The organism is Sphingorhabdus sp., assembly GCF_046596595.1.
Taxonomy (GTDB): Bacteria; Pseudomonadota; Alphaproteobacteria; order Sphingomonadales; family Sphingomonadaceae; genus Sphingorhabdus_B.
Genome location: NZ_JBKJMB010000112.1, coordinates 1 through 12,816 on the forward strand (window position 1 = coordinate 1; position 12,816 = coordinate 12,816).

Here is a 12,816-nt window from a genome sequence, read left to right on the forward strand (position 1 = left end):
CCCAAATCCCGTGTGCGCCAGGGGCATTAAGAGAAAAACAAGGTTTTTGAGAGATGCTAAGGCGGATAAGTAGAAGGACACCACATGACACAAGAACGCATCACGGAGACCACAAACGAGCAAGGCACTTTAGTCGAGCGTACTATCGAGCGTGATACTGGTCCAGCCCAAGTTACAGTAAACACGTCGCCATCAAGCGGTGGAAGTGGAATGGGCGTAATTGCAGCCATTGTGCTGTTATTGGTGTTAGCAGTTGGCGGATACATGCTGTTCAACAACAGCGGCTCAGAAGAACGCAAGGACAATGCGGTAGCGAAAGCTGCAGGTGATGTGGGCGATGCGGCGCAAAAGGCTGGGGCTGCTGTTGAGAAAGCCGCTGACAAGATGGCAAACTAATGCCAATTGTTTGGCTTACGGAACGAGATCCAGCCAGACGATTACACAAATCACAATCGACGCCAAACGCAAATGCGATTTTTCACGATGGCATATGTTGTAGCTGACTGTGCTAATCGAAATCTGATTTACAGCTTTACTCGCAAGAGCACGGCGATTGCACGTAGCGTTCAGTTGACAGCGTGTCGGGGCGTCAAGTTCCATGGCAGGGTTTCTTCTAACCGTTTGGCCAGATGTCCATCGACCATTCGCTGGAGGACGTCGGCGATATAAATGTATGGCGCGACCTGGCTAAGTTTCGCGGTCTCGACTAACGAGGCAGCCGAAGCCCAGCGGTAAGTGCCGCGTTTTGCAAATAAGAATGCGCTAGGTTTCACAGGACACGTAGATCGAGACTCACCGCTAGATTTCAGATGATATTATCAGTTTGTAAACCACAAATGGTTATCTCGTCTGGAGCAAGATGGCGGCTAGCCCCACGGAATTTCGAGATTACTGCTAGCCGTCATTTTGTGAACTCCCGTTCCGTAATTCAAGTGATAAATGAAACACTCATTCATTTGCAGGCCGCAAATTTCCGAACAACTAAGGACTAACGTATGCCAGCCCATATGTTTGATTTGTGAACTTCACAGCGTATTTCTACTTATCCAAGATTGAGGCGGCGTCCCAAGACTTTCGAGGCTGCGGCTGGCAGCCGATCAACTGGTTTTGAAGTCCTGCTACAGGCATTCTAACGTCGATAAACCCCTTAGCTAAATTCCCTGCTGGGTTTTATCAATGCCCTGCTAACTTAAAACAATTCCCTGCTCCACAATTTAGGGAAATAGCGCCTGTACACCGCAGAGATCCTACGCTTCACAAGTCCAATATATTCAATTTTGGCGTAAAGTTGGAATATTTCCCTGTAAATTCCCTGCAGAGCAGGGAAGCTCGAACGGAGAGAGGTTCGCCCACGACTGCGCCCACCGCCATTTATATCTAATGCAGATATTTAATGGAAAAGGTTCCGGTTGCCATAAACGATCCCCGATTGATTAAGCATTCGGGTTGAGGCTGCTGCGATGTGAGAGAATTGCAGTCAAAGGGGACGGAGAAAGCGCAAAGCAAATGCGCATCTCGTGCGTGCGTATTAAACGAATAATGTCCACAGAGTTTACATGTCTTTACATATATTTCAGGACTTAGTGACACTGCCATCTTCATGGCATCTAATAATAACGCAACGATAGTAAACGACCGGAATACAAACCTCGACACGTTGCGCGGGATGGCGTGTGTTTTGCTCATATTCTACCATGTGGTTGGACTTGATCCAGCGTCAGGGCTTCGACTTCCCTTGGATAGCCACTACCGCGCGTTTAACGACATACTTGCCTACATTCGGATGCCGTTGTTCACGATCCTATCCGGTGTCGTCTATGCTATGCGGCCAGTCACCGAAGGGGCTGGAAGGGACTTCGCGCAAGGCAAGCTAAAACGGTTGCTGATACCCTTCATATTCGTCAGCCTAATCTTTGCGGTTGCGCAAAAGCTCGCGCCTGAAACCAATTCCGACCTTACATGGACGCAAATCCCGCTCGTGCTGATCTGGCCCTATGCGCACATGTGGTTTATTGCGGGGCTGCTGCTCGTGTTCGCGTTGGTGAGCGCGCTCGACCACTGGCACGCGCTCGATAAGCCGCTCCATATGTTTGCCCTGTTTGCGTTGGCCTGCGTCCTTTTCAAATGGCGACATGGCGCGGTAGGGGTTTTTAGCTGGAACAGAGCGTTGTACCTGCTGCCGTTCTTTGTGGCGGGGATAATGAGCAAGCGATTTGGCTGGAAATGGGGGCTTTCGTGTGCCCTACTGGCAGCGCTTTCGCCGGGATGGGAATTAACACTTGGCGTTGGCTTTGGGGTAGCGCTCCTTGTCGTTATGCCTGCGATCTCGCTACTGGGGCGGCTGGGAGTTTATTCCTACTCCATTTACCTCTTTCACGTTTTTGGCACGGCGTCCTCTCGCATTATCTGGGAGACGCTTGGTGTTTCTGATGTCCCGTTCCTCTTGCTGTCCGGCACTTTGGCAGGCGTGATCGTTCCAATTGCCATCCATCTCACCCTCGAGCGGGTGCCGTATATCAGCCGGGCATTTCTTGGGGTTCGCCACAAGGCCACGGCTGTTGAAGTAGCGCCCACTCTGGGTCTGCCCAAACCTATTGGTATAATCCTGCCGCGCGTGGAATGACTCCAATCGGGAATCCTAACTGACTTCAAAGCAGCTATGGTTGCGAGTCGTGGCGCGCAGTTTGCTATCGGGCTGTAAACTTCAGACCGATCCACAAAATGCGTGGCGTGCCAAGGTCAACTGACGTGCCGACCTTGCGCGTCACGACTTCTTCGTTGAAGATATTTTCCACACGGCCCGTCAACGCGACCTGCCGTGTCAGGGGGATTTGCGCAAAGCCGTCCAGAGTAAGCGCGGACGGCAAAATGTTACTTTGCAGATCATCTTCGAACTGTGCCCCGACATAGCGCGCGGTTGCGGCTAACACTGCTCTGGCGCTTGGTGCCCAGCGAACCGTTGCATTGGCGGCGTGGCGCGGGCTTTGCGCTGGGGACAGGCCGTTGAGCGCAAATGCGCTACCCGATGCCCTGACTTTACTGTCGCTAAAGGCGTAAGAGGCCGAAATGTTGATTTCGCCAAATGCTGCTTCACCCGACAGTTCGACGCCCTTGGCGACGATGGCGTCGACATTATCGCGCTGACGCAAGTTCGTGCCGATGGTGACATTGGCAATGGCGTCATTTAGCCGGTTGTAAAACAGGGTTGCGCCAAATGACACGCTATCAGCTGGCTTCACATTGACGCCGGCTTCTACACCGCGCAATTTCTCGACCTTCAGCGCTGCGTTGGCGCGTGTGGCAATCGGGAACACTGTGAATGGCCGGTACAGCTCGTTCAATGTCGGCAAGCGAAAGCCGGTATAGGCGGCTGCACGAAACTGAATCGCTTCGCTCGCGGCATAGAGAGCGCCCACGCGCGCGCTGGTCTGCCAGCTGGTCCGGTCGGCAAAATTGTCATCACGGACGACAGCGCCGTTTGCGGTGCGTTCTGCAAAGAAGCCATTGTCGATGCTCCATCGATCCGCGCGCAAGCCTCCGGTCAACGTCAACGCGCCGACATTCCAGTCGTTTTCTGCAAATAGTCCAAATACAGTTGTGCTGCCCCCGGCATTTCGGCGCGCGGTGACAAGCCCCGTGACCGCGCTGAGAGCATCCTCGAATAGCTCGCCTTGCGACAGGCGCGCATCTGCACCAATGCGCAGTTGGTGATCGCTGCCCACTGGCGGGCGAACCTCAATCTTTCCGCCCAATCCAGTTGATGGCGTGTTTCTTTGGTCAAGCGTCTTGCGCAGCGATGTGGCGCTAATCACGACATTTGTGAAATTACGGGTTTGCACATAAGCGAGTGCATCGACTTGCCAGCGGCCTTGCGACACGATGCGGATGCTCGCGTCCTGCCCCTCGGAGCTGCTGTCGGCGCCCGCAAATCGCAATGTTCGGTCATCTTGAAAGATAAGCCCGCGAAACTGCATCTCGACGCCGTCAGCCAATGGCGCAACGGCGCGCAGGCCCGTTGACCAGCTGTCATAGGCCGCACGCACATCACTTGTTTGACGCAGAGCAATTGGCGTGGTGAAAAACCCGTCGCCTCTGTCCCAGCGACCCGAGACACTTACAAAGCCAGCGCCCAGATCAGTGGCAAGGCCAGCGGACAATTCAGTGGCGTTGTTGCTGCCGTAAAAAGCCGACAAGGATGCATCGGGAAGGTCACGGCGTCCGGCGCTGTTCAATTCAATGGTACCAGCGACTGCACCTGCGCCAAACGCCCCATTGCCGCCGCCGCGGGTTACGCGCACGGACGACAGGCGTTCAGGGGCAATCGCGCTGAACGGAATATAGCCGAAAAACGGGTCCGCCTGCGGCACGCCGTCGAGCAATACCAAAGTGCGGCTCGATGCGTTGCCGCCAAGCGCGCGCAACGTTGCGCCTTGTGCCGAAGGGTTGGCAGAGCGGCTGTCAGAGCGACGGAATTGCTGAAAGCCTGCAACATCAGCCAAGACATTTTCGATGCGCCCCGACGCCTCGCTGGTCAACCGCACGCGGTCGATTTGAACCGAACCATAAGCAGGGTCGCCCTTTGTCTGGTCCAGACCTTTTCCGGTCACGACAATGATTGGATCGGGGTCATTTTGCGCATAAGCCGCAGGCGCAACAGCCGCGAGAGATGCGATAGATGTCCGGACCAAAAATCGAATCATGATAGTTCCTGATAGCTCAAGTGTTGCGGGCTTTTGACGGTATGACGCGCTTATATGTAGTGCGCCGAGATTTGAAATATAATAAGCCATGGTTGCAATAATGTACCGACGCGCGCAATGACGGCGAACGGAATCAGGAGAAAATACATGCGTCAAATCGATCATTTCATTAGCGGCGGATCTGGCGGACCCGCGACGCGTTTTGGCGATGTCATGGACCCCAATAATGGCATCGTTCAGGCGCGGGTAGCCTTGGGTGATGCAGCGGTGTTGGATCGCGCCGTGCAAGCGGCCCTTGCCGCGCAACCGGCATGGGCGATGACCAATCCGCAGCGCCGCGCGCGCGTCATGTTTGAATTCAAGCGTTTGGTTGAGGCCAATATGGACGAACTGGCGCATCTGCTGTCATCTGAACATGGCAAGGTCATTGCCGACAGCAAGGGGGACATTCAACGCGGACTTGAAGTCATCGAATTCTGCTGCGGCATTCCGCATGTGCTGAAAGGTGAATATACCCAGGGCGCTGGTCCCGGCATTGATGTGTATTCAATGCGCCAGCCAATCGGCATTGGCGCAGGCATTACGCCATTCAACTTCCCCGCGATGATCCCTTTGTGGATGTCGGGCGTCGCGATTGCGACGGGTAACGCGTTCATCATCAAGCCAAGCGAGCGCGACCCAAGTCTTCCGGTGCGCTTGGGTGAATTGTTCGTCGAAGCTGGCCTTCCCGAAGGTATCTGCCAGGTTGTGCATGGCGACAAGGAGATGGTCGATGCCATTCTGGACCACCCCGCCATTGGCGCGGTGAGTTTCGTCGGCTCGTCCGACATCGCCCATTATGTCTACAATCGCGGTGTCGCCAACGGCAAGCGCGTGCAAGCCATGGGTGGCGCGAAGAACCACGGCATCGTCATGCCTGATGCCGATCTTGATCAGGTCGTCAATGATTTGGCAGGTGCCGCCTTTGGTTCGGCCGGCGAACGTTGCATGGCGTTGCCGGTCGTGGTGCCAGTAGGTGAAGACACCGCAGAGCGGCTGAAGGCAAAACTCCTCCCAGCGATCGAGGCACTGCGTATTGGTATCTCGACCGACGCCGAAGCGCATTATGGCCCTGTTGTGACCGCGCAGCACAAGGCAAAGGTCGAAGGCTGGATCCAGACTTGCGTCGATGAAGGCGCCGAATTGATCGTCGATGGACGCGGGTTCAAGCTTCAGGGGCATGAAGAAGGCTTCTTCATTGGCCCGACCTTGTTCGACCATGTCACCACCGACATGGAAAGCTACAAGGAAGAAATCTTCGGCCCTGTCTTGCAAATGGTCCGCGCTGCAAACTTCGAAGAAGCGTTGTCGCTGGCCAGCAACCACCAATATGGCAATGGCGTCGCCATATTTACGCGCAACGGCCACGCCGCGCGGGAATTTGCCGCGCGCGTCAATGTCGGCATGGTTGGCATTAACGTGCCGATCCCTGTGCCCGTTGCCTATCACAGCTTTGGCGGATGGAAGCGCAGCGCTTTTGGCGATACCAACCAGCACGGTATGGAAGGCGTCAAATTCTGGACCAAGGTCAAGACAGTCACGCAACGCTGGCCTGATGGATCGCCTGATGGCGGCAACGCGTTCGTCATTCCAACAATGGGATAAAGCATATGAAAATAGCGTTTATCGGTCTGGGCAATATGGGCGGCGGGATGGCCGCAAATTTGGTCAAGGCGGGGCATGACGTTAACGCGTTTGACTTGTCTGCCGAGGCGTTGTCGCGCGCGCAGGAGAGCGGGTGCACGCCATTTACCTCAGTCCGCGAAGCTGTGGCGGGCGTTGACGCGGTGGTGTCGATGCTGCCCAATGGGAAAATTGTCGAGAGCGTTTTCGAAGCCGACGTCATGGGTCACGCACCCGAAGGCAGCGTTTTGCTCGATTGTTCGACCATTGATGTCGGCACCGCGCGCAAGGTTACGGCGCACGCAACGACAGCAGGATACGCGATGGTTGATGCACCGGTATCCGGCGGGATCGCGGCCGCCAACGGCGGGACGTTGACGTTCATGGTTGGCGGCACCGATGCGGCTTTTGCGCGCGCCGAACCTATCCTTGCCGCGATGGGTAAGGCGGTCATCCACGCTGGTGCGTCGGGTGCGGGGCAGGCGGCAAAGATTTGCAACAACATGCTGCTGGGTGCATCAATGATTGCCACATGCGAGACTTTCGCCATGGCTGAGAAATTGGGCCTTGATCTTCAGACCTTTTTTGACATTTCGTCAAAAGCGTCCGGACAGAACTGGTCGATGACAAGTTATTGCCCGGTTCCAGGCGTCGGGCCAATGACGCCTGCCGATAATGCTTATCAAGGCGGCTTTGCGACCGCGCTGATGCTCAAGGATCTCAATCTTGCCATGGAAGCTGCGCATTCGGTCAACGCAGATGTACCCATGGGCGAACGTGCAGCCGAGCTATACCGCGCGTTTGACGCTGAGGGTAAAGGCGGGCTCGATTTCTCCGCAATAATTCAAAGCTTGAAGGACTAAGCTTTCGCTTCAGTCGTTTGCTATCCAGTTCGATAGTTCGACAAGCGATAAAAGGCGGTGGAATTCGACACCAATCATATTCGACCCGCGCCATTTTACTGTCGCTGCAACCGAATGATCGGCATCGATCCGTATGACAATGTTGCTGTTCATCCGCGGCGTCGCTTCACACATCAATTTAGCCCCACGCTGCGAAATGTTGGATAATGCAGCTTCATATATTTTGTTGTCATACGTGATGCGCGAAGATTTGCTGGCCTGAAAGCGCGGAAGCCGGCTTCTTTGTCCATCGATTTTGACTGCTGGCCTTGCCAATATTTGCTCGACAGAAATCTCATGTGTAAATTTGACACCAACCGTCTGCCCGTCGCGCCAGACGATTTCGCCGGTCAGTTCCTGGTCATCCAGCAGAGCAACCGTGAGATGTTGGCCAATTTCCAGAGGGAAAAGCGCATCGATCATCATGCCGCCCGAGGAGACGTCGCGCACCATACCCAAACATTCGGCGTGAAGCTGAATATCCTTTAACCGCGCCACCCGCATAACCTTAATGTTACGCGTATGTTCGCGGCGGTCGCCTAGCTCATTCGCGCCCGGCTCGGATGCCGTGTCGGATGAAGGGTCGAAATAACGGTCCATGTTTATTTCCATATTGCATCTTTGTGGGCCGACTATCTAACAGAAAGTATGGCAAAAATGGTTAACGCTGCCAAATTGCTTACTACAGTAGGATTGCATAATATGCCGAAAAACATATGAGGACTGCGACCATCAGTTCACCCATCGGCTATCGATCGTCAGCTATCGACCGGACCGAACCAGAATGTAGGAGTTTCCCGTGCAATCAGTGACCACGCAAAAAATGGACGATGTACTTGTCGTCCTTGTCGACAATCCACCCGTCAATGCATTGTCATGGCATGTGCGTCAGGGGTTGAAGGACGGCATTGAACAGGGGCTTTCGGACGACTCCGTCAAGGCTGTTGTCCTGCGCTGCGCAGGCTCCACCTTTATTGCCGGCGCTGACATCACCGAATTTGGCAAGCCGCCGCAAGGCCCGGATTTTAACGCTGTACTCAACATGATCGAGGCCGCCGGCAAACCTGTCGTTGCGGCCATCCATGGCACTGCGCTGGGGGGTGGCTTGGAAACCGCTCTGGTATGCCATTACCGCATTGCCGTGCCGTCTGCGCGGCTTGGGGTGCCAGAGGTCAAGCTTGGCCTTCTGCCGGGCGCTGGAGGAACACAGAGGCTACCTCGCGTGGTCGGCGTGGAGGCAGCCGCAACAATGTGCTCACTTGGTGAACCCCTTTCTGCCACCAAGGCTGCGTCGATTGGCCTTGTCGACCGGATTGCCGCCGAAAACAGTCTCGCTGAAGATGCGATTGCTTATGCGCGTGAACTCATCTCGGTTGGACCAAGACCAACGCGCGATCGTCCGTTGGTTGGCGATATTGCCATCATCGAACAGCTGAAGGCTGCCAATGCCAAGAAATGGAAGGGCTTCGATGCGCCTTATGCCAATCTTGCTTGTGTCGAAGCGGCAACGCGATTGCCCTTTGAAGAAGGCATGAAGTTCGAACGTGCCGAATTTATGAAGTTGATGGGCGGGTCGCAGTCGGCGGCGCAGCGCCATATGTTCTTTGCCGAACGTCAGGCTGCAAAAATTGATGGCCTGCCGAAAGATTTGCCGTTGCGCGAGATCAAGAAAGTCGGCGTGATTGGCGCAGGCACGATGGGCGGCGGAATTTCTATGAACTTCCTGTCCAAGGGCATTGCGGTGACCATCATCGAAATGGTTGAGGAGAATCTGGACCGTGGTGTTGGTGTCATCCGCAAAAATTACGAAAATAGCGCTGCCAAAGGACGCTTTTCGCCTGAGCAGGTGGAAGAAATGATGGGCCTTCTGACACCATCTTTGCACTTGGAGGACCTCGCAGATTGCGATTTGATCATCGAGGCGGTTTACGAGAGCATGGACGTCAAGAAAGAAGTGTTTGGCAAGCTGGATGCGATTTGCAAACCGGGCGCGATATTGGCCTCCAACACCTCCTATCTCAACGTCGACGAAATAGCCGCCAGCACATCACGCCCTCAGGATGTCGTCGGCATGCACTTCTTCTCGCCTGCCAATGTCATGAAGCTGCTCGAGGTTGTCCGCGGCGAAAAGACAGCGCCTGATGTCCTCGCCACAGCCATGGCGATCGGCAAGACAATCGGCAAGGTTGCGGTGGTGGCTGGTGTTTGCCACGGCTTTATCGGCAACCGGATGCTGTCGACACGGCAGCAACCAGCGATGCAGTTGCTGCTTGAAGGGGCAACGCCTGCGCAAATCGACAAGGTCCATACCGATTTCGGTATGCCGATGGGACCGTTTCAGATGAGTGACCTAGCTGGCCTCGATATCGGCTGGCACCGCGACCCGTCACGGATCGAAACCATCCGTGACGCGCTGTGCGCAGCTGGGCGTTTTGGTCAGAAAAACACCAAAGGCTTTTACGATTATGACGAAAGGCGCGTTGGTACCCCAAGCGCCGAGGCGCTCGCGATCATTGAAGAGTTTCGTGCAACGTCAAACCTGCCCAAGCGCGAAATTAGCGATCAGGAAATCGTCGAACGTACGCTCTACCCCATGGTCAACGAAGGATTTAAAATCCTCGAAGAAGGCAAGGCCCAGCGCGCGTCCGATATCGATGTGGTCTGGATCTACGGCTATGGCTGGCCCATCTATCGTGGCGGCCCCATGTTCTGGGGCGAACTGGAAGGCGCGACCAAGATCGTCGAAGCGCTCGAACGGCATGGCGTTGAAGTCGCATCAACCCTCAAAGCTAAAGCCTGAATTTGCCTGGATACCCATCATCGATGTGCACACCGGCCATTTAGGTTGTGCTATCTATTTTCACAAATACCTAATTTTGCACAATGTTGCTATCGTTTACCTATATTGAGGCAGGGCGTCCCCAGAGAGTGTCCATCTTACTCTAACTTAGCCCAGCTATCCCCCTGGTAGCTGGGTTTTTTGTCCCGCCGTTAACGCAATCATCAGTTGAAGTGCGTGCTCCACACCATCAGTTCCATCGCAGCACGCACCTCAAACTCGTTAAAATCACAACGGCTCCATAGCTAAAAATTTCCGAATTGTTCCTTTAGCTACATTTTGCATTCCTCAACCGATGTACCTTTCGGCGTTGCTGGCCGGACGTCCGTTAAAGCTTCGGCGATCCAACAAGCCATTCGGTCATCAGGCGACTGGCAGGGGAATACGGGGGAGTGAAAGAGTATGGGCTTGTCTCGCAAATTCGCTGCAGAAATCTTTGGGACATTCTGGCTAGTGTTCGGCGGTTGTGGCAGCGCGGTTATCTCTGCCGCATTTCCCGAAGCAGGAATAGGTCTGCTGGGCGTGTCATTAGCCTTCGGCCTTACGGTGGTTACGGCTGCCTATGCGGTAGGTCATATCTCAGGCGGGCATTTCAACCCCGCCGTCACCATTGGATTGTGGGCGGGCGGGCGGTTTCCCACACGTGAAATTCTTCCTTATATCGTGGCACAGGTCATAGGCGGCATCTTCGCGGCATATATACTCCTTTCTATTGCCTCGGGAAATCCGGATTTTGATCTTGTGAAGAATGGCCTGGCGGTCAATGGTTTCGGGGAGGCATCGCCCGGTGGCTTTTCGATGATGGCCGGGTTGATAACTGAAACCTTGCTTACCGCGATCTTCCTGATCGTCATCCTTGGTGCGACCGACAAGCGAAGTGCTGCCGGATTTGCCCCATTGGCGATCGGTCTTGCACTGACCTTGATCCATCTCATCAGCATTCCGGTCACCAACACGTCGGTCAATCCTGCTCGCAGTCTGGGTCCGGCATTGGTTGTCGGTGGCGTAGCTTTGCAACAACTGTGGTTGTTTTGGTTGGCGCCAATAGTGGGTGCAGTCGCCGGTTCCACAATTTATCGATTTGTGTTTGCCGACAATCCGTCGAACACCGTTTCCGCCTCAAGCTAGGGCAAACCGGGATTTTCTGGCTCTCATGTTATTCAACTCTGCAATTACACCTCAATGAATCTCATATTGATGGACTACAGCACCCAGATTTGGTGCCCTTGGGAAGGAAACCAGAAATGAAAATTGATCTCGCCTTCGTAGCGCATGTATCACAACCCCCGTGTTGGCTCGGGGCGTTGAACCTGATCCTATGGTAGAACCGGAAACGGTAAATCACGGTGGTGATCTGGCACAGCTTGCTAGGAAAGCTGAGCTTACGCTCGAGTCACTTCCTCCTTACGTTGAAATACTCCGCTTCAATGAACAAAGCACATTGCTTGTTCTGAACCGGACTGCCCACAAGTGATTGTTGGCCGGTGTATTTTGAGGCAAATATGACAATTGTGTCGACAATTATTCGGACGAATTATCTGTCAACATATATGGTCGGATCCGAGAAAAGAGATTATTGTATTGTCAGATGAAAGGCGACAAATCTTCGATCCATTGTTGATGGGTTTTCGGATTTATTATTACCCTAACGAGGTCAATCGCTGCCCTGTGTGCTCGAAATCAAACTGGATTGTCGGGCGCAAGACGTCAGAGTGCGCCTTCTGCGGCACCGCTATTCCAATTGCCAGCAGGAGTTAGTGATAACTCAGGCACTACTGTCTATGCGACGTCAGAGTTTGAGCGCGAGGTTGCTACGGGACAGACCGTTGGATGACTGCTGTTGATTGATGGTTTGAGATACAGAACTGCTCAAACTTTTGAGGAAGCAAATGCACTTAGCTGTTGCTGGGGGGCAACGCCCCGACTTGAAATGTTTACACAGTTAGCGCTGGCATCCGGCTGCTGCTCGAATAGATTTAGGATCGGGAGTTTAACCGGCCACGTTCGAGCATTGTGAGAAGCAAGACAAAGTTCAACTATTGGTCTTGCTCGCTGCAACGACGTGGTTCAGGCTCGTTTACGCCCGTTGAGCGACATGTTAAGAACGCGCCCTTCAATCTTACCCGACTTCCCCCACATACCCTTGTTACGAACAGCAGTGAGTTCGCCTGTAACCGGAGTGCCCCTTGGAATAACGGTTACGCCATCAACGGTCACATCTTCAGCGACTTCTAGGCGTGGACGGTCGCCAACTTTCGATGCCTTGTCCTCAGTAGTAATCTCGGTAAGAAACTTTACACGAACCTGCGCACCCCCTCGCAACATTCGAGTTTCAGCCATCGGGTCGCTGTTTGACATCGTGGGCGTAGCAGTGACCGTAGTAGAAGGCATAACTTCCACGACCGGATTATTCTGCGCGTGTGTCGAAGTACCGGCCAATAGTAGGCCAGCGATTAGTAATTTTTGCATCGTATTTCCTCCCGTTAGAACATCAGGCTATTTGTAAAATCTGATGTTGGCAAGGCGCATTAGTCGCTCACCAATTATGAAAGTGTTAAACGGTATTTGCTTGATGGGTCGGATGGTTCGCACCTAACGGCCCTTGATGTTTTGCGACAATCCGCACCGCTTCCCCATAATGCGGCCTTGGGCCTTTATGCGTTGAAGTTCGAGCGCCGCCCCCGCGTTTGGACAAGTGCCTTTAATGACATAG

At 54.1% G+C, this 12,816-nt stretch carries 10 protein-coding genes; 6 read left to right on the forward strand and 4 right to left on the reverse strand.

Annotation, left to right across the window (positions count from 1 at the left end; all coding sequences use genetic code 11):
• Positions 1 to 84: 84 nt before the first annotated feature.
• Positions 85 to 396, forward strand: a complete 312-nt coding sequence (locus tag ACLL9E_RS11050; protein WP_411291787.1) for a hypothetical protein — start codon at positions 85 to 87, stop codon at positions 394 to 396.
• 170 nt (positions 397 to 566) lie between these two features.
• Here ACLL9E_RS11050 and ACLL9E_RS11055 read toward each other — a convergent pair whose 3' ends face one another.
• Positions 567 to 773 (reverse strand): transposase domain-containing protein, encoded by a 207-nt coding sequence (locus ACLL9E_RS11055; RefSeq protein WP_411291788.1) that lies wholly within the window; start codon positions 771 to 773, stop codon positions 567 to 569.
• 827 nt (positions 774 to 1,600) lie between these two features.
• Between ACLL9E_RS11055 and ACLL9E_RS11060 the strand changes: the two genes are divergently transcribed.
• Positions 1,601 to 2,623, forward strand: coding sequence for an acyltransferase family protein (locus ACLL9E_RS11060; protein ID WP_411291789.1), 1,023 nt, complete (start codon positions 1,601 to 1,603; stop codon positions 2,621 to 2,623).
• 64 nt (positions 2,624 to 2,687) lie between these two features.
• Here the strand turns inward: ACLL9E_RS11060 and ACLL9E_RS11065 are convergent, their stop codons facing one another.
• A complete protein-coding gene (locus ACLL9E_RS11065) occupies positions 2,688 to 4,700 on the reverse strand; it encodes a TonB-dependent receptor (protein ID WP_411291790.1) in 2,013 nt (670 codons plus the stop codon).
• 147 nt (positions 4,701 to 4,847) lie between these two features.
• On the opposite strand from ACLL9E_RS11065, the gene ACLL9E_RS11070 reads away from it, so the two are divergent.
• Together ACLL9E_RS11070 and mmsB are read left to right on the forward strand one after the other, a co-directional pair.
• Positions 4,848 to 6,344 carry a CoA-acylating methylmalonate-semialdehyde dehydrogenase gene (locus ACLL9E_RS11070; RefSeq protein WP_411291791.1) on the forward strand — a complete coding sequence of 499 codons (1,497 nt, stop codon included), beginning with the start codon at positions 4,848 to 4,850 and terminating at the stop codon, positions 6,342 to 6,344.
• Between the two features lie 5 nt (positions 6,345 to 6,349).
• Positions 6,350 to 7,225 (forward strand): 3-hydroxyisobutyrate dehydrogenase, encoded by an 876-nt coding sequence (gene mmsB, locus ACLL9E_RS11075; protein WP_411291792.1) that lies wholly within the window; start codon positions 6,350 to 6,352, stop codon positions 7,223 to 7,225.
• Between the two features lie 9 nt (positions 7,226 to 7,234).
• On the opposite strand, the gene ACLL9E_RS11080 is transcribed toward mmsB, so the two are convergent.
• Positions 7,235 to 7,864: a PilZ domain-containing protein gene (locus tag ACLL9E_RS11080; RefSeq protein ID WP_411291793.1), complete on the reverse strand. Its 630-nt coding sequence runs from the start codon at positions 7,862 to 7,864 to the stop codon at positions 7,235 to 7,237.
• 223 nt (positions 7,865 to 8,087) lie between these two features.
• Here ACLL9E_RS11080 and ACLL9E_RS11085 point away from each other — a divergent pair, with 223 nt between their 5' ends.
• Both ACLL9E_RS11085 and aqpZ read left to right on the forward strand, forming a co-directional pair.
• The gene (locus tag ACLL9E_RS11085; RefSeq protein WP_411291796.1) at positions 8,088 to 10,064 is read left to right on the forward strand and encodes a 3-hydroxyacyl-CoA dehydrogenase NAD-binding domain-containing protein; all 1,977 of its coding nucleotides are present in this window, start codon (positions 8,088 to 8,090) and stop codon (positions 10,062 to 10,064) included.
• Positions 10,065 to 10,511: 447 nt separating this feature from the next.
• Complete coding sequence (gene aqpZ, locus ACLL9E_RS11090) at positions 10,512 to 11,231, forward strand: aquaporin Z (RefSeq protein ID WP_411291794.1); 720 nt, start codon at positions 10,512 to 10,514, stop codon at positions 11,229 to 11,231.
• A 939-nt stretch (positions 11,232 to 12,170) separates the two neighbouring features.
• On the opposite strand, the gene ACLL9E_RS11095 is transcribed toward aqpZ, so the two are convergent.
• The gene (locus ACLL9E_RS11095) at positions 12,171 to 12,572 is read right to left on the reverse strand and encodes a hypothetical protein (RefSeq protein WP_411291795.1); all 402 of its coding nucleotides are present in this window, start codon (positions 12,570 to 12,572) and stop codon (positions 12,171 to 12,173) included.
• Positions 12,573 to 12,816 lie beyond the last annotated feature (244 nt).